The sequence below is a fragment of the Bacillus cereus group sp. MYBK227-1 genome (genome assembly GCF_051916325.1).
GTDB classification, from domain to species: domain Bacteria; phylum Bacillota; class Bacilli; order Bacillales; family Bacillaceae_G; genus Bacillus_A; species Bacillus_A cereus.
In genome coordinates, this window is the sequence record NZ_JBQAGK010000003.1 from 892,677 (window position 1) to 910,882 (window position 18,206).

An 18,206-nucleotide genomic window follows, 5' to 3' on the forward strand; every position below is an offset into this window, starting at 1 on the left:
CATTATCATTTATGTTATAATAAGAAGATAAGAACGGCATGAGGAACATGCCGTTCTTTATGTTACATAGGGGGATCGTACATGAATAATAGTAAAGTGATTAAACTACAAGATCGTGTACCAAAATTGAAAAATCAAAAGAAAAAAAACAAAAAAAATGTTAATCATCGATTGATTTTATACATATCAATTTTATTTTTATTAGTGCTCTTTTTAATTTATTTTCGGTCTCCGCTTAGTAATATAAAAAAGATTAGTGTGTTTGGAAATCACTATATGACGGATGAACAAGTAATGAAGGATTCAGGCGTGACATATGATACAAGTTATTTCCGAGTGACAGCACATAAAGCTGAAGAAAACTTAACGAAGCGAAAAGAAATTAAAGCAGTAAATGTAAAAAAACGTTTTCCAAACAATATTGATATTCATATCGAAGAATATTTAACGATTGGTTATATAAATAAAGAGGGAAAATTACAACCGTTATTAGAGAATGGAAAAACGCTTGATGTACTACCTAATGGAAAACTTCCTGTTGCAGCACCGATTTTCGAACCTTTTAAAGAAGAGAAAATGAAGGAGTTAATCGCTGAACTAGAAAAATTAACACCAGCTATTTTAAAATCTATTTCGGAGATTCGCTATTCACCAACGAATGCGAATGAAGATCATCTTACTTTATATATGAATGAAGGTTATGAAGTGAGCACTACAATTCAAAATTTCGCAAAACGTATGGAAGCCTATCCGCTTATTTTAAAAACAATTGAGCCAGGTAAGAAGGTATTAATTGACTTAGAAGTAGGTGCATATACGAAAGAATTAGGTGCGGAAGAAAAAAAAGAATAGAATGGTAGTTTTCGTTACTTATAGCAGAAAAAACGAAACGAATGTTCTATTATGTGTATACGAATTTAGAAGAATGGTTCATTTGATGAAAAATATGTAAAAATTCTTAGATTCATACTAGTATTGGTACAAGTTTCACTTTTCTATGAGTACATCTTAGTGTAGACTTATACTTGGCGGTAAACTTTACACTCGAAATAGAATTATTTCAAGATAAGCAGTTATTCATGGTTTACTGCGATATTCTTAATTGAATGCTAAATAAAAATAAGAAAAATATAGGGTTAAAAAAGGGAAACGTATAAAGACGTTGAATATTTTTCTTATAAATAGTAAAGTTGCGATTGTTGTTCCATATATTGAGTTGTATGGTATAAATAAAGAAGGAGGTGCCAAAGAATGAACAGCAATGAAATATATGTTAGTCTTGACATCGGTACATCCAATGTTAAAGTCATCATTGGTGAAATGGTTAATGACAGCTTAAACATTATTGGTGTTGGAAATGTAAAATCAAATGGTTTAAAGAAGGGATCGATAGTTGATATAGACGAGACTGTTCGATCAATTAAAAAAGCAATTGAACAAGCTGAGCGCATGGTGGGAATCCACATTGAGCAAGTTGTAGTAGGTGTCAATGCAAACCAGGTACAGCTACTTCCTTGTCACGGAGTAGTCGCTGTTTCAAATGAAGATCGTGAAATCGGGAATGAAGATGTCTTACGCGTTCTAGATGCAGCACAAGTTGTGTCAATTGCTCCAGAACGTGAGTTTATTGATGTGGTACCTCGACAGTTCATCGTAGACGGTCTTGACGAGATTAACGATCCACGCGGGATGATCGGTGTAAGATTAGAAATGGAAGGTACACTTATTACAGGCTCGAGAACTTTACTACATAACCTACTTCGTTGTGTAGAAAAAGCAGGTCTTGAAATTGTTGATATTTGTCTTCAACCTTTAGCGGCTGCAACAGTTGCAATATCTTCAGATGAAAAAAATAGAGGAGTAGCCCTTGTTGATATGGGGGGAGGATCTACAACTTTATCTATTTTTAAAGATGGAGAGTTACAAGCGACAAGCGTATTACCATTAGGTGGAGACCATATAACGAAAGATATTGCGATTGGGTTGAAAACTTCAACAGAAAATGCAGATCAAATTAAGTTGAAATATGGACATGCTTTTTATGATACAGCATCTGAAGAAGAGATGTTTACGGTTCCTATTATGGGAAGTGATCAAACAGAACAATATTCTCAGTTGGAATTATCGGATATAATAGAGGCTCGTGTAGAGGAAATTTTAATGTTTGTTCAAGATGAAGTGCGTAAGTTAGGAGTAAAGCAAGTGGCTTCTGGTTATGTACTAACTGGCGGAATTGCTTCTATGCCAGGTGTTCTTGATCTTGCATATGATATTTTACATGAAAATGTTCGTGTAGCAACTCCTGATTATATTGGTGTGCGTGAGCCCCAATATACAAGTGGAGTTGGATTAATTAAACATTCTTATCAAAAAGCTAAATTACGTGGGAAAAATGTGCAGGAAAAGCAAGAGCATTTTGAACCAGTACCAGCACCAGCACCAACGCCGGTACAACAGCAACCCACGAAACAAAAAACTCGTAATCAAAACAATAATAATCAAAATGATGACCGCATGATGTCAAAAGTAAAACGTGTATTCCGTTATTTATGGGATTAAAATTGGACACGAAAAATGAGGTTCTAGGGGGATTTCGACATGTTAGAGTTTGATACTACTCAAGATCAATTAGCGAATATAAAAGTTATCGGTGTCGGCGGTGGCGGAAACAATGCTGTAAACCGTATGATTGAACACGGTGTACAAGGTGTAGACTTTATCGCTGTGAACACTGATGCACAAGCATTAAATCTATCAAAAGCTGAAACAAAAATGCAAATTGGTGGAAAATTAACGCGTGGACTTGGTGCAGGCGCAAACCCTGAAGTAGGGAAAAAAGCTGCAGAAGAAAGTAAAGAACAGATCCAAGAAGCACTTCGTGGTGCGGATATGGTCTTCGTAACTGCCGGTATGGGCGGTGGAACTGGAACTGGTGCAGCTCCAGTTGTTGCTCAAGTTGCAAAAGAATTAGGTGCTTTAACAGTAGGTGTTGTAACACGTCCATTTACTTTTGAAGGACGTAAGCGTGCGACGCAAGCAGCATCTGGTATTGCAGCATTTAAAGAAAATGTAGATACTCTTATTGTAATTCCAAACGATCGCTTATTAGAGATTGTTGATAAAAATACGCCAATGTTAGAAGCATTCCGTGAAGCTGATAACGTATTACGTCAAGGTGTTCAAGGTATTTCGGATTTAATTGCAACGCCAGGTTTAATTAACTTAGACTTTGCAGACGTAAAGACAATTATGTCTAATAGAGGTTCTGCTTTAATGGGTATTGGTTCTGGTAATGGGGAAAATCGTGCTGCAGAAGCTGCGAAAAAAGCGATTTCTAGCCCATTACTAGAAACATCTATTGATGGAGCTCAAGGTGTTATCATGAACATTACGGGTGGCGCTAACTTAAGCTTATATGAAGTACAAGAAGCGGCAGACATCGTAGCTTCAGCTTCAGATCCAGAAGTAAATATGATCTTCGGTTCTGTTATTAACGAAGGATTAAAAGATGATATCGTTGTAACTGTAATTGCAACTGGTTTTGATGATAGCATTGCAACTCAACCACCAAAACCAATTATTCGTCCGAATGCGAACCACACGCAACAACAGCAACACCCAGTAGCTCAACCTTCAAAACAGCGTGAAGTAAAACGTGAAATGAAGCGTGAAGAGCCAGTTGTACATGAGCGTCATTCAGATTCAGATGATATCGATATTCCAGCATTTTTACGTAACCGTCGTAGACGATAAAAAAAGGAGCTTTCATGCTCCTTTTTATTTTTTATGGAAAAGACCTGCTAAGCAGGTCTTTTTTTATTTCGTATATTTCAATATATTTTGTTTGTGAAAATAAGAGTATATCATTCTATGAATTTGTACTTTTATTTTTTACCGACAGATTATGTCTAGAAATCACAAAATAACAAAAAAACACCTCCGCAAATTGACACACTTTCCTATTGGATATGCATTATACTAGTCTCAACTTGAAAAAAGAGGTGAATTGTTTGGTTGTTTACGCCGACGTTGTTTGGTTGTTAAACGCCTGCATTGATTTTCTTTTGCTTTTATTAACAGCTACCGTGTTAAAAAAGAAAATCAAAAGATGGAGGCTTGTGTTAGGGGCATTTATAGGTTCAACTATTGTTATTTTTGCCTTTACTCCTTTTGCTTCTATGATGACACATCCAATTATGAAACTACTGTACTCGTTACTTATTGTGTATACAGCATTTGGGTTTACGACATTTAGAAATTATGCACAAACTGTTTTTACTTTTTACTTTGTAACCTTTATGGTTGGCGGAGGATTAATTGGAACTCATTTCTTTTTGCAAACGAATGAAATGGTAAATGGATTGGTTCAATCTCAGTCAATTTCTTACGGTGATCCAATTAGTTGGTTATTTGTTATTTTTGGTTTTCCAGTAATTTATTATTTTTCTAAAAAGCGTATTGAAAGCGTAGAGGTCACGAAAATACACTATGATCAAATTGTGAAAGTAAAAATTCAATTAGCCGAAGAAGAACTAGAACTCGCAGGTCTTATTGACAGTGGGAACCAACTTTATGACCCATTAACAAAAACACCTGTTATGATTATGCATGTTTCATCATTAGAACATTGCTTACCATCTTGGTTAACAGAACAAATTTATTCCAAAACAGAAATTCCTCAAATACCAGAAAATGATTCTGGTTGGGCGACCAAATTACGCTTAATTCCTTTCCGTGCAGTAGGAGTAGAGAGTCAATTTTTGTGGGCAATTAAGCCTGACAGTGTGCAAGTTGACCATGAAGGTAGTTCTATTGTTGTAAACAAAGCATTAATTGGATTAAATACACAACAGCTGTCTACTAATGGGGAGTATCAATGTATTGTGCATCCAAAAATGTTGATTTCGCAAAAAATGGTGATCGCTTAATAAATGAGAGGCGGGATAATATGATGAAATTAAAATTTTATTTAGTATACCTTTGGTATAAAGTATTGCTGAAATTAGGAATTAAGACCGATGAAATTTATTATATTGGTGGAAGTGAAGCGTTGCCACCACCGTTAACAAAAGAAGAAGAGGAAGTTCTTTTGAATAAATTGCCAAAAGGAGATCAGGCAGCAAGGTCATTACTTATTGAACGTAACTTAAGGCTCGTTGTATATATAGCAAGAAAGTTTGAAAATACAGGGATAAATATTGAAGATTTGATTAGTATAGGAACAATCGGCCTTATTAAAGCGGTAAATACATTTAATCCAGAAAAGAAAATAAAATTAGCAACATATGCATCGCGTTGTATAGAAAATGAAATTTTAATGCATTTACGTCGAAATAACAAAAATCGTTCGGAAGTTTCTTTTGATGAACCACTAAACATTGATTGGGATGGGAATGAACTGTTATTGTCTGACGTGTTAGGTACAGATGATGATATTATTACAAAAGATTTAGAAGCTACTGTAGATCGTCACCTTTTAATGAAAGCATTACACCAATTAAATGATCGTGAAAAACAAATTATGGAACTTCGGTTTGGGCTTGCTGGAGGAGAGGAAAAGACGCAAAAAGATGTGGCTGATATGCTTGGGATTTCACAGTCATACATTTCGCGTTTAGAAAAAAGAATTATAAAAAGATTACGAAAAGAATTTAATAAAATGGTGTAAAGAATAAGACCAGCCGTTATGTAGGCTGGTCTTATTCTATTTAGTTGTATTAGGAAAGATAATTTAAATAATAAATCGTGAAAAAACCACATGCATAAAATCCCCTTCAAAGGAAATACTTTACACTGTACAGCAACTCCCGATAGGAGGGAACACTTTGACGAGAAACAAAGTAGAAATTTGCGGTGTTGATACAGCTAAACTTCCAGTATTAAAAAATGAAGAGATGCGTAAATTATTTCGTGAAATGCAAAGTGGAGAGATAAGCGCAAGAGAAAAATTAGTGAATGGAAACTTACGTCTTGTACTGAGCGTCATCCAAAGATTTAATAACAGAGGAGAATATGTTGACGATTTATTTCAAGTTGGTTGCATCGGACTTATGAAATCAATTGATAATTTTGATTTAGGCCAAAATGTAAAATTTTCAACGTATGCTGTGCCGATGATTATTGGGGAAATACGCAGATATTTGCGTGATAATAATCCGATTCGCGTATCGCGCTCATTGCGAGATATTGCGTATAAAGCTTTGCAAGTAAGAGAAAAATTGATTGCAGAAAATTCAAAAGAACCAACAGCAATGGATATTGCAAAAGTGCTAGAAGTAACTCATGAAGAGATAGTATTTGCTTTAGATGCGATTCAAGATCCAGTTTCATTATTTGAACCGATTTATAATGATGGGGGAGATCCTATCTTTGTTATGGATCAGTTAAGTGATGAAAAACAAAAGGACGAGCAGTGGGTTGAAGAATTAGCATTGAAAGAAGGAATGAAGCGTTTAAATGATAGAGAGAAAATGATTATTAGAAAACGTTTCTTCCAAGGAAAGACACAGATGGAAGTTGCAGAAGAAATTGGGATTTCCCAAGCGCAAGTATCACGTTTAGAGAAGTCAGCCATTAAACAAATGAATAAAACGATTCAAGGATAAGGTCTCACCAATTATGGTGAGACCTTTTTATATGTAATATGGTTTGTGCTCATAGTAGGGGATTAGTGTTCATATAATGAAACTAGCATGGTGTTTCGTATAGGTGGCTTCCTGTAAATATGAGAAACAGTTTCCAATTTGTCATATAAGGGAGAGGATAAAAATGGTGATACGAATTTCAGAGTTACAGATGAAGGATGTTATAAATATTTCAGATGGAAAAAGGATTGGGAATATTGGAGATATTGAAATTGATATGAACACAGGGAAAATTTGTTCTGTTATTATTTCCAAACAGACACGTATGCTAGGTATTTTTGGAAAAGATGTTGAGATTGTAATTCCTTGGAAGGAAATTGTGAAAATTGGGGAAGATGTCATACTTGTAAGAGTAAATCCTGTTAATTCTGTAACAGAATCAATACAAACACCGACAATTTCATAAAGAATATTACAAATTCCTCTTTTTTTTCTGTTAGGATTATGAAAAAATAAAAGTATGGTAAAATAGACAGGAAGTACCATGCTTTTTTCTGTTATTTTAATTAAAAGGAGCCGCTTTATTATGAGAGAACCATTTAAATATGTGGACGGTATACTGTATTTACAAGCGTGGAAAGAACTTGGAAACATTACTGCTGGATTTACGACAAAAGATGGTGGGATAAGTACGGGCTCCTTTCATGCGATGAATTTAGGATTACATGTGAATGATATCGTGGAGAACGTTCATGAAAACAGACGCATTTTAGCAAATAAGTTACAAAAACCATTAGAAAACTGGATTTGCTCTGAACAAGTTCATGCTCATCATGTTGAAAAAGTAGGGCAACAGGAAAAGGGAAGTGGTGTCTATTCATATGAGGACGGCATTTCAAAAACAGATGGCATTTATACGAGTAATGAAGATGTTCTGTTAACGTCTTGTTACGCGGATTGTGTTCCGCTCTATTTTTATGCACCATCACATGGTATGATAGGACTTGCGCATGCTGGATGGAAAGGCACTGTACAAGAGATTGCAAAGGAAATGATTCAAAAGTGGAATGCAGAAGGTATTTCAAGTGATGAAATTCATGTTGCAATTGGGCCGTCGATCGGATCTTGTTGTTATGTTGTGGATGATCGTGTATTAACAGCAGCACAGGAAGTAGTTAGCGGTGCTGTTCCTCATCAAAAAATTTCTGACGGGCAGTACGCAATTAATTTAAAAGAAATTAATCGTATATTATGTGTACAAGCAGGCATAAAAGAAGAGCATATTGTAATGTCATCTCTTTGTACAAGCTGTGAAGAGCAACTATTTTTCTCTCATCGTCGTGATCAAGGTAAGACAGGAAGAATGTTGAGTTTCATAGGTTTTAAGGGGGAAGGAAGCAAGTGACAGTACAAGAAAATTTAGTAATTGTAAATGAAGCTATTAAAGAATCTTGCGCTCGAGCTGGACGTTCGTTGCAAGATATTAAACTTGTTGCAGTTACAAAAACTGTAGGGATTGAAAAAACAAACGAAGTAATTGAAGCTGGAATTATCGATTTAGGTGAAAATAGAAATGAAGGTTTCTTACAGAAATACGAGCATTTCGGTTCAAAAGTTAATTGGCACTTTATTGGCTCATTACAAACGAGAAAAGTAAAAGAAATCATTAATGAAATTGATTATTTACATTCGTTAGATCGTCTTTCGCTGGCGAAAGAAATTCAGAAACGTGCTGATAAGAAAGTGAAATGCTTTATTCAAGTGAAAACCTCATCTGAAGAATCGAAGCAAGGATTGGCAATAGAAGAGGTTGTTTCTTTTATTCAAAGTTTGCAAGAATTCGATAAAATTGAAGTGGTTGGACTAATGACGATGGCTCCATTTACAGAAGAAGAGGAAGAAATCAGACGCTGTTTTAAGGAATTACGTATGCTGCAAACAGAGGTGCAGGAGCTAGAGTTATTACATGCGCCATGTAAAGAATTATCAATGGGAATGTCCAACGATTACACAATTGCAATTGAAGAAGGGGCTACATATATTCGTTTGGGAACGATTTTAGTAGGAAAAGCGTAAAAGGAAGGAGAATCTTATTATGAGTTGGTCAAAAGTAAAATACTTCTTTTTTGATACACCGGAAGAAAAAGAAGCAGCTCAATATGGTTATGAAAAGGAGCAAACAGACATGAAAAAGCAGCAAGATCCACCAGAACAACAAGACGTTACGTTTCCGAAAGCGCAACCGAAGCAAAATGTTGTGAGTATTGAAACAGCAAAACAATCTTCAAAAGTTGTTTTATTAGAACCACGCACATATTCGGAAGCACAAGGGATTGCGGACCACTTAAAAGGTAGACGAGCTGTTGTAATTAATTTGCAGAGAATGTCTACTGATCAAGCGGTACGTATCGTTGACTTTTTAAGTGGTACTGTATACGCTATAGGCGGGGACATTCAAAAAATAGGGCCGAAAACATTTATGTGTACACCTGAAAATGTAGATATTGTTGGTGCGATTTCAGAGTTATTCGGTGAAGAAGAAGAAACAAATATAAAGAGGTGGTAATACGCCATGACAACAGTTTTTATAGTGTTAAGTTATGCTATCGAGATTTACTCGTGGGCACTTATTATTTACATTCTCCTATCATGGTTTCCTGGTGCAAAGGAATCATCTTTTGGAGAGTTCCTGGCACGTATTTGTGAACCGTATTTAGAACCATTCCGCCGCTTTATTCCGCCGCTTGGAATGATTGATATTTCTCCAATCGTTGCGATCTTTGCGTTGAAACTTGCTAAAACTGGTTTGTTCAGTTTATTAAGCTATTTCTTATAGTAAGAAGGTAAATACATGAGCATCTACGAACATTTTAGGCCTGATGAGGAGGTCTTTGTGGATAAAGTGCTAGAGTGGAAGCGAGCGGCGGAGTACCATCAAGTGAAGTTAACGGATTTTCTTGATCCTAGGCAACAACAAATTGTTTCTATGGTAATAGGACAAGGTGATGTTGCTGTACAATTTGGTGGTGCAACGCCTAATGCAGAGCGTAAAAGAGCACTTATTTATCCAGACTATCTAGAATTAAATGAAGAAGAATTTCAAGTAGAAGTATTAGAAATTGACTATCCTTCCAAGTTTTATACGCTAGAACATAGGCAAATATTAGGTACATTTATGTCTCTTGGTTTAACAAGAGAAAAATGTGGTGATATTTTGCTGCAAGAAAATCGTGCCCAAATTGTAGTTGCGAAAGAAATTGTATCGTATATTGAGATGAACTTACAATCAATAGGGAAAGTAAAAGTCTCTTTAGCGTCAGTGCAAGGAGAACAAATTCTACAGATAGATGAAACGTGGGGAGAGAAATCTGGAACGGTTTCTTCACTTCGTTTAGATGTTATGTTAGCTGAAATGTTACATTTATCTAGACAGAAAGTACAACCTTTCATAAAAAATGGTTTAGTAAAAGTCAATTGGAAAACAGTGGAGCAAACTTCTTATGAATGCTATCCAGGAGATGTTTTTTCTGTTAGAGGGTATGGCCGAAGTAAATTATTTTCTGTAGAAGGTAGAACAAAACGCGACAAATGGAGAATTTTGTATGGTATACTAAAATGATTGGTTTTTTAGAAGGAAATCCTCCTATTTTGTCGAAGAAAAGATATAATTGAAAGAGGAAATTTAGATAACTACTTGGAGGTGGCGTTGTGCCGTTAACACCATTAGATATTCATAACAAAGAATTTGGTCGCGGATTCCGTGGCTATGATGAAGATCAAGTAAATGAGTTTCTTGATCAAATTATCAAAGATTATGAATTGGTCATTCGTGAGAAAAAAGCTTTGGAAGAAAAAGTTGCGCAGTTAGAAGGGAAGTTAGATCATTTCTCTAATATTGAAGATACGTTAAACAAATCTATCGTCGTTGCACAAGAAGCAGCGGAAGAAGTAAAACGTAATGCGCAAAAAGAAGCGAAATTAATTGTGCGTGAAGCTGAAAAGAATGCTGATCGTATTATTAACGAAGCATTAGTAAAATCAAGAAAAGTTGCTTTTGATATTGAAGAGCTAAAGAAACAAGCGAAAGTATTCCGAACTCGTTTCCGTATGTTATTAGAAACACAGCTTGAGATGTTAAACAACGATGATTGGGATAAACTAATTGAATTAGAAGACGAAGTAGATGAACTGTTGAAAAAAGAAGAAACAGTGTAAGCTTGACGTTTTTCTCATTATTACATATAATTTTAAACAACATATTTATTAAGAAAAACGAAGATAGGGATAAGTACCTTTTCAAACCTTATATAGCGAACTGAGGATGGTGTAAGCTCAGGATAAGGAGATAGTGGGAATATCACCCTGGAGTTCCGCGCTGAACAAATAGAGTAAGCGTAGGCGTGTATTCGCGTTAAGAATATAAAGAGGATTCTATACATATGTATATGATCTACTAGGGTGGTACCGCGGGAGACTTTCTCGTCCCTTTTTGGGATGAGAAGGTCTCTTTTTTATTCCGTTTTTTAAGTGTTTCTTTTATACATGTAAGGAGGAATTGAGCATGGAGTACAAAAATACATTACTGATGCCAAAAACAGAGTTCCCAATGCGTGGGAATTTACCAAAACGTGAGCCTGCAATGCAAGAAAAATGGGCTGAAATGAATATTTACGAAAAAGTACAAGAACATACAAAAGGACGTCCTTTATTTGTATTGCATGATGGACCTCCATATGCGAATGGTGACATTCATATGGGACATGCATTAAATAAAGTATTAAAAGACTTTATTGTTCGTTATAAATCAATGACTGGTTTTAGTGCGCCATATGTTCCAGGATGGGATACGCACGGTTTACCAATTGAACAAGCTTTAACAAATAAAGGTGTAAAACGTAAAGAAATGACAGTTGCTGAGTTCCGTAAGTTATGTGCAGAGTATGCATATGAACAAGTAGAACGTCAACGTGAACAATTTAAGCGTCTAGGTGTACGTGCAGATTGGGATAATCCATATATTACTTTAGAGCCAGCTTATGAAGCACAACAAATCAAAGTGTTTGGTGACATGGCGAAAAAAGGTTATATCTATAAAGGTCAAAAACCAGTTTACTGGTCTCCAACGAGTGAATCTGCTTTAGCGGAAGCTGAAATTGAATATCAAGATAAAAAATCAGCATCTATTTACGTAGCATTCCCTGTAAAAGATGGAAAGAACGTATTAGAAGGTGATGAAAAGTACATCATTTGGACAACGACACCTTGGACATTACCTGCAAACTTAGGTATTTCTGTTCACCCAGAGCTTGAATATAGCATTGTAAAAGTAAACGATGAGAAATATATCATTGCTTCTGAGCTGTTTGAGACAGTTGCAAAAACGTTAGAGTGGGAAAATGCTGAAGTTGTGAAAACAGTAAAAGGTAGCGAACTTGAGTACACAGTTGCAAAACATCCATTCTACGATCGTGATTCATTAGTTATGCTAGGAGACCACGTAACAACAGATGCAGGTACAGGTTGTGTTCATACAGCACCAGGACACGGGGAAGATGACTTCGTTGTTGGTAAAAAGTATGGATTAGAAGTACTTTGCCCAGTCGATGATAAAGGTGTATTAACAAATGAGGCACCTGGATTTGAAGGCTTATTCTATGATAAAGCTAATAAACCAATTACAGAAAAATTAGAAGAAGTAGGCGCGTTACTGAAACTAACATTCATTACACATTCATACCCACATGATTGGAGAACGAAAAAACCAATTATTTTCCGTGCGACAGCACAGTGGTTTGCATCTATTGAAGCATTCCGTAAAGAATTAATAGAAGCTGTAGCAGAAACAAAATGGGTACCAGCATGGGGAGAAACTCGTCTTCATAATATGGTTCGTGACCGTGGTGACTGGTGTATTTCTCGTCAGCGTGCATGGGGTGTGCCAATTCCGGTATTCTATGCTGAGAATGGTGATCCAATTATTACGGATGAAACAATTAACCATGTAGCAGATTTATTCCGTGAACACGGTTCTAACGTATGGTTCGAGCGTGAAGCGAAAGATCTATTACCAGAAGGATTTACACATCCAGGTAGCCCAAATGGCGAATTCCGTAAAGAAACAGACATCATGGATGTATGGTTCGATTCAGGTTCTTCTCACCAAGCGGTATTAGAAGAGCGCGAAGATTTACAGCGTCCAGCTGATTTATATTTAGAAGGATCTGACCAGTATCGTGGTTGGTTTAACTCTTCATTATCAACAGCAGTTGCTGTAACAGGTAAAGCTCCATATAAAGGCGTACTAAGTCACGGTTTCGTACTAGATGGTGAAGGACGTAAGATGAGTAAGTCGATTGGAAACATTGTCGTACCGAAGAAAATTATGGATCAATTAGGCGGAGACATTTTACGCTTATGGGTATCTTCTGTTGACTATCAATCTGACGTACGTATTTCAGATGATATTTTAAAACAAGTAGCAGAAGTGTATCGTAAAATCCGTAACACATTCCGTTTCTTATTAGGAAACTTAGACGACTTTAAGCCAAGTGAAAATGCAGTAGCTGTAGCTGAACTTCGTGAAGTAGATCGTTACATGTTAGTGAAATTAAATGACTTAATTACAAAAGTTAAAGAAGCATATGAGACATACGACTTCGCTGCTGTGTATCATGCAATTCATAACTTCTGTACAATTGATTTAAGTTCATTCTATTTAGACTTTGCAAAAGACATTTTATATATTGAAGGTGCAAACCACGAAGATCGTCGTGCGATTCAAACTGTATTATATGATGTTCTTGTTGCGTTAACGAAACTTGTAACACCAATCTTACCGCATACAGCTGATGAAGTATGGCCATACATTCCAGGCGTAACAGAAGAAAGTGTACAATTAACTGATATGCCAGAAGCTGTACAATTAGATGACGCGGAAGCGTTAAAAACAAAATGGGATGCATTTATGACATTACGTGATGACGTGTTAAAAGCACTAGAAGTAGCTCGTAATGAAAAAGTAATCGGTAAGTCATTAAATGCAAGCATTACGCTATATCCAACTGCAGAAATGAAAGCTATGTTAGAGTCTATTAGCGAAGACTTAAAGCAATTATTCATCGTTTCTGAGTATAAACTTGGTGGTATGATGGATGAAGCGCCAGCAGATGCACCGAAGTATGAACATACAGCGGTTGTTGTTGCTCAAGCAACTGGTGAAACATGTGAACGTTGTTGGGTAGTTTCAGAAACAATTGGTAAAGATGCTGAACATGAAACATTATGTGAGCGTTGTGCAACAGTTGTTAAAGAAAACTATGTAAAATAATAAAAAAAGCTGACTGCTATTGATGCAGTCAGTTTTTTTGTTTATGGCATATCAAAATCACTTTCAGACTCTTTCCTGTGAAGGAAAAATGTGTGTGAGGTAAGCAAATAAATTTCGGACACACTAACTGTACATTACAGCTAGGAGGAATGTACACGTGAATGAAATTTACATGGAAATAAAAGAAGAATTGCAATTGATGAGAAAAGAGTTGCAAGAGAGACTAGCTAAAGAAGTAATGCACAAATATGATGTCGAGTTCAGCCAAGAGCTTGGATATGGAATTAAGGAAGAGATAAAGAAAAAATTGCTATTACATGATATAAAAGAGGATTTAAAGGATGTAGAACGCGCATTATTTAAAATGGAAATAGACATGTATGGTATTTGTGAAGAGACGGGGAGATTAATTTCGACAAAGCAAATGAAGACAATGCCGACTGCCCGTACGATTCATGAATTCTTTTATGAAAAGGTAAATGTATGAATACGCACAACGATATTATATTACCTTTTTTTAATTTATTTTATTCTTCTATAAAGGTTCATTGTGAAAAGGTAGCAGCTATGCTAAAATTTTGAGGTACACTGTCTTTGTGGGGGAAATGAAAATGATATATTATGTAATAGCGTTATTCGTCATTGCTATCGATCAAATATCGAAGTGGTTAATTGTAAAGAACATGGAATTGGGTACGAGTATTCCGATTATCGACAATGTATTATACATAACATCACATCGAAATAGAGGCGCTGCTTGGGGTATTTTAGAAAATAAAATGTGGTTCTTCTACATTATTACAGTTGTTTTTGTAGTGTTTATTGTATTTTATTTGAAAAAGTATGCGAAAACAGACAGGCTTCTAGGTATTTCGTTAGGCCTAATTTTGGGCGGGGCAATTGGTAACTTTATTGATCGTGTATTTAGACAAGAAGTAGTGGATTTCATTCACGTGTATATTTTCTCGTACAACTATCCAGTATTCAATATAGCTGATTCAGCATTATGTATTGGTGTTGTATTAATTATTATTCAAACATTATTAGAAGGCAAGAAAGCGAAGGAGTAATTGAATGAGTGAAGTAGTACAAGTAACAGTTGCAGCAGAGCAAAAAAACGAGCGAATTGATAAATTCGTTGCAGGGATAAATAACGAATGGTCACGTACGCAAGTGCAGCAATGGATTAAAGATGACGTTGTGACAGTAAACGGGAAAGCGGTAAAAGGGAATTATAAAGTAAAAGAAGAAGATGAAATTACAGTAACAATTCCTGAACCAGAAGAGTTAGATATTCAACCAGAGGATTTAAATTTAGAAATTTATTATGAAGATGCAGATGTGCTTGTTGTAAATAAGCCACGTGGTATGGTTGTACATCCAGCACCAGGGCATACAAGTGGTACACTTGTAAATGGCCTTATGCATCATTGTACAGACTTATCAGGCATTAACGGTGTAATGCGTCCAGGTATCGTGCATCGTATTGATAAAGATACATCTGGACTATTAATGGTTGCTAAAAATGATATGGCACATGAATCGCTTGTAAATCAGCTTGTAGCAAAAACAGTAACGAGACGTTACAAAGCGATTGTACACGGTGTGATTCCGCATGATAAGGGAACGATTGATGCTCCGATTGCTCGTGATAAGAAAGAGCGTCAAAGTATGACAGTTGATGAAAACGGTAAGAACGCTGTTACGCACTTCCAAGTGTTAGAACGCTTTAAAGACTTTACACTTGTAGAATGTCGCTTAGAAACGGGACGTACGCACCAAATTCGTGTTCATATGAAATATATTGGCTATCCACTTGCAGGAGATCCGAAGTATGGTCCGAAGAAAACGTTAGATATGAATGGACAAGCACTTCATGCGGGTATTTTAGGCTTTGATCATCCTCGTACGGGTGAATATATTCAGTTTGAGGCACCGATTCCAGAAGTGTTTGAAGACGCATTAAATATTTTACGAAAATAGTATTGACAAATCATAAGAAAACTGAGATACTGACAACAGTTAAATAATGATCCTTTAACACAGCCCCGTGAGGTTGAGAAGGTAACGGTTTGAAATACTTAGGGTATGTTGTACCCTTTTTTCAAAAGTCCTCTCGCACACGCTGAGAGGACTTTTTTTATACCATTACTCTCACGCAAGAAAAAAGCTTGGAGGTGTAGAGCATGCAAGAGAAAGCTGTCGTTTTAGATGACCAAATGATTCGCCGCGCTTTAACACGAATTAGTCATGAAATCGTGGAACGAAATAAAGGTGTCGATAATTGTGTTCTTGTCGGAATTAAAACTCGTGGAATTTTTATTGCACAACGTTTGGCAGAACGAATTGGTCAAATTGAAGGAAAAGAAATGAAAGTTGGAGAGTTAGACATTACGTTATATCGTGATGATTTAACACTACAATCGAAAAATAAAGAACCACTTGTAAAAGGTTCTGATATCCCTGTAGATATTACGAAGAAAAAAGTTATCCTTGTGGATGACGTATTATATACAGGAAGAACAGTTCGAGCAGCAATGGATGCTCTTATGGATTTAGGTAGACCATCTCAAATCCAATTGGCGGTTCTTGTTGATAGAGGTCATCGCGAATTACCAATTCGCGCTGATTATGTAGGGAAGAATATTCCAACATCAAGTGAAGAGCGTATCGAAGTTGATTTGCAAGAGACAGATCAACAAGATCGAGTAAGCATATACGATAAGTAAAGCCCTTTTAAATGTAGTCCTGTGAGGCTGCCAAAGGGTCTTGGCTTTCATATGTCAAATTTGGCATACGAAAGTGTAGGACTCTTTGTGCACAGGCACAAGGAGTTTTTTTATTGCAAAGATTTAAACTGAAGGAGGATGTAACAATGGAACAAAAGCCAGTGTTAGACGTTAATGAAGTACCGAAACCGGGAAAATGGTTATTTTTAAGTATACAACATTTGTTCGCGATGTTTGGATCAACAGTGCTTGTTCCGTTTTTAACAGGATTGAATCCATCAGTAGCATTAATATCAAGTGGATTAGGAACGTTAGCATTCCTTCTTATAACGAAAGGTCAAGTACCTGCTTATCTAGGATCATCATTCGCCTTTATCGCACCGATTATAACAGCGAAAACGGCAGGTGGACCGGGAGCGGCAATGCTTGGTGGTTTGCTAGCAGGACTTGTGTACATCTTAATCTCACTCGGAATTAAGAAATCAGGATCAGAGTGGATTATGAAATTACTACCACCAATCGTAGTTGGTCCAGTAGTAATGGTAATCGGTCTAGCTTTAGCACATACAGCAGTTAACATGGCGATGAACGGTGCGGATGGCAAATATAGCTTTACACACTTTTCAGTAGCGTTAGTAACATTAGCAATTACAATTATATGCTCGATATTTGGAAGAGGATTTTTCAGTATCATACCAGTGTTACTTGGCATTATCGGCGGATATATCTTCGCTTACTTCCAAGGGCTAGTAGACTTAAAGCCGGTAGCTGAGGCAAAATGGTTTGTTGTACCAGATTTCACAGTACCATTTGTAACATACACACCAGAGTTTTCATGGAAGATTGTACTCTTGATGGTACCAGTTGCACTAGTAACAATATCAGAACATATCGGACATCAAATTGTTCTTGGAAATGTTATTAAAAGAGATTTAATTGAAAAACCAGGTTTACACCGTTCAATCTTCGGTGACGGAGTAGCAACATTAATCGCGTCACTAATCGGTGGGCCACCGAATACAACGTATGGTGAAAACATCGGTGTGCTAGCAATTACGAGAGCATACAGTGTATACTTATTCATCGGTTCAGCAGTATTCGCAATCATGTTCGGATTTATCGGTAAGATTTCTGCACTGATTCATTCGATCCCAACACCAGTTATGGGTGGTGTATCAATCTTACTATTCGGTGTAATCGCATCAAGCGGATTACGCATGATGGTAGATGATAAAACAGATTTAAGTGACAAACGAAACTTAATGATTGCATCAGTAATATTAGTAATCGGTATTGGTGGAGCGGTACTTCACGTAGGAGAATCATTCCAAGTAGAAGGAATGGCACTAGCAGCAATTGTAGGTGTACTGTTAAATCTACTACTACCGGAAACGAAACAAATAAAACAATCTAAGCAGATTGCTTCATAATAATAACCTTTTAATTCAGTCCTGTGAGACCGGAAAGGGTGGCTTCTTTCTTGCACCCTAGTCTCACACGATTAGGGTATTTTTATGCAAAGGTTGTTATAAAAATTCGAAAGTGGTAACATAAAAATCAGAAAGA

Annotated in this window: 19 protein-coding genes and 1 other annotated feature; all 19 genes read left to right on the forward strand. The window is 36.3% G+C overall.

From position 1 onward, the window contains the following. Positions 1-81: 81 nt before the first annotated feature. The 19 genes from divIB to uraA all read left to right on the forward strand — a co-directional run bounded on the left by divIB (position 82) and on the right by uraA (position 18,070). Complete coding sequence (gene divIB / locus ACTFRM_RS18045; protein WP_001065793.1) at positions 82-852, forward strand: cell division protein DivIB; 771 nt, start codon at positions 82-84, stop codon at positions 850-852. A 399-nt stretch (positions 853-1,251) separates the two neighbouring features. Then, positions 1,252-2,559 (forward strand): cell division protein FtsA, encoded by a 1,308-nt coding sequence (gene ftsA, locus ACTFRM_RS18050; protein WP_001087558.1) that lies wholly within the window; start codon positions 1,252-1,254, stop codon positions 2,557-2,559. Between the two features lie 39 nt (positions 2,560-2,598). Further along, positions 2,599-3,753, forward strand: coding sequence for a cell division protein FtsZ (gene ftsZ / locus ACTFRM_RS18055; protein WP_440043474.1), 1,155 nt, complete (start codon positions 2,599-2,601; stop codon positions 3,751-3,753). Positions 3,754-4,010: 257 nt separating this feature from the next. Continuing rightward, a complete protein-coding gene (gene spoIIGA / locus ACTFRM_RS18060) occupies positions 4,011-4,928 on the forward strand; it encodes a sigma-E processing peptidase SpoIIGA (protein ID WP_173600358.1) in 918 nt (305 codons plus the stop codon). 20 nt (positions 4,929-4,948) lie between these two features. Next, complete coding sequence (sigE, locus tag ACTFRM_RS18065) at positions 4,949-5,668, forward strand: RNA polymerase sporulation sigma factor SigE (RefSeq protein ID WP_000976948.1); 720 nt, start codon at positions 4,949-4,951, stop codon at positions 5,666-5,668. Positions 5,669-5,825: 157 nt separating this feature from the next. Further along, on the forward strand, positions 5,826-6,605 hold the full coding sequence (sigG, locus tag ACTFRM_RS18070; RefSeq protein ID WP_000197755.1) for an RNA polymerase sporulation sigma factor SigG: 780 nt from the start codon (positions 5,826-5,828) through the stop codon (positions 6,603-6,605). 163 nt (positions 6,606-6,768) lie between these two features. Next, entirely contained in the window at positions 6,769-7,050 is a 282-nt protein-coding gene (locus ACTFRM_RS18075; RefSeq protein WP_000236745.1) for a YlmC/YmxH family sporulation protein, read from the forward strand. A 120-nt stretch (positions 7,051-7,170) separates the two neighbouring features. Then, positions 7,171-7,989, forward strand: coding sequence for a peptidoglycan editing factor PgeF (gene pgeF, locus ACTFRM_RS18080; RefSeq protein ID WP_017657591.1), 819 nt, complete (start codon positions 7,171-7,173; stop codon positions 7,987-7,989). Beyond that, positions 7,986-8,660, forward strand: coding sequence for a YggS family pyridoxal phosphate-dependent enzyme (locus ACTFRM_RS18085; RefSeq protein WP_000218005.1), 675 nt, complete (start codon positions 7,986-7,988; stop codon positions 8,658-8,660). The genes pgeF and ACTFRM_RS18085 overlap by 4 nt, the downstream gene beginning before the upstream one ends. A gap of 19 nt (positions 8,661-8,679) precedes the next feature. Further along, positions 8,680-9,150 (forward strand): cell division protein SepF, encoded by a 471-nt coding sequence (locus ACTFRM_RS18090; RefSeq protein WP_000119129.1) that lies wholly within the window; start codon positions 8,680-8,682, stop codon positions 9,148-9,150. 6 nt (positions 9,151-9,156) lie between these two features. Then, the gene (locus ACTFRM_RS18095) at positions 9,157-9,420 is read left to right on the forward strand and encodes a YggT family protein (RefSeq protein WP_000214233.1); all 264 of its coding nucleotides are present in this window, start codon (positions 9,157-9,159) and stop codon (positions 9,418-9,420) included. Positions 9,421-9,435: 15 nt separating this feature from the next. Then, positions 9,436-10,203 carry an RNA-binding protein gene (locus tag ACTFRM_RS18100; protein ID WP_002164454.1) on the forward strand — a complete coding sequence of 256 codons (768 nt, stop codon included), beginning with the start codon at positions 9,436-9,438 and terminating at the stop codon, positions 10,201-10,203. 89 nt (positions 10,204-10,292) lie between these two features. Further along, entirely contained in the window at positions 10,293-10,799 is a 507-nt protein-coding gene (gene divIVA, locus ACTFRM_RS18105; RefSeq protein ID WP_001131611.1) for a septum site-determining protein DivIVA, read from the forward strand. Positions 10,800-10,850: 51 nt separating this feature from the next. Continuing rightward, positions 10,851-11,074, forward strand: a binding site (T-box leader). A 71-nt stretch (positions 11,075-11,145) separates the two neighbouring features. Beyond that, a complete protein-coding gene (gene ileS2 / locus ACTFRM_RS18110; protein ID WP_000455951.1) occupies positions 11,146-13,911 on the forward strand; it encodes an isoleucine--tRNA ligase in 2,766 nt (921 codons plus the stop codon). A 157-nt stretch (positions 13,912-14,068) separates the two neighbouring features. Beyond that, positions 14,069-14,398 carry a molecular chaperone DnaK gene (locus ACTFRM_RS18115; RefSeq protein WP_139019690.1) on the forward strand — a complete coding sequence of 110 codons (330 nt, stop codon included), beginning with the start codon at positions 14,069-14,071 and terminating at the stop codon, positions 14,396-14,398. A 124-nt stretch (positions 14,399-14,522) separates the two neighbouring features. Further along, on the forward strand, positions 14,523-14,981 hold the full coding sequence (gene lspA, locus ACTFRM_RS18120; protein WP_173600359.1) for a lipoprotein signal peptidase LspA: 459 nt from the start codon (positions 14,523-14,525) through the stop codon (positions 14,979-14,981). Between the two features lie 4 nt (positions 14,982-14,985). Further along, the gene (locus ACTFRM_RS18125; protein ID WP_000005829.1) at positions 14,986-15,894 is read left to right on the forward strand and encodes an RluA family pseudouridine synthase; all 909 of its coding nucleotides are present in this window, start codon (positions 14,986-14,988) and stop codon (positions 15,892-15,894) included. A 203-nt stretch (positions 15,895-16,097) separates the two neighbouring features. Beyond that, positions 16,098-16,640: a bifunctional pyrimidine operon transcriptional regulator/uracil phosphoribosyltransferase gene (gene pyrR, locus ACTFRM_RS18130; RefSeq protein ID WP_173600360.1), complete on the forward strand. Its 543-nt coding sequence runs from the start codon at positions 16,098-16,100 to the stop codon at positions 16,638-16,640. Between the two features lie 146 nt (positions 16,641-16,786). Beyond that, positions 16,787-18,070, forward strand: a complete 1,284-nt coding sequence (gene uraA / locus ACTFRM_RS18135; RefSeq protein ID WP_000435928.1) for a uracil permease — start codon at positions 16,787-16,789, stop codon at positions 18,068-18,070. Positions 18,071-18,206 lie beyond the last annotated feature (136 nt).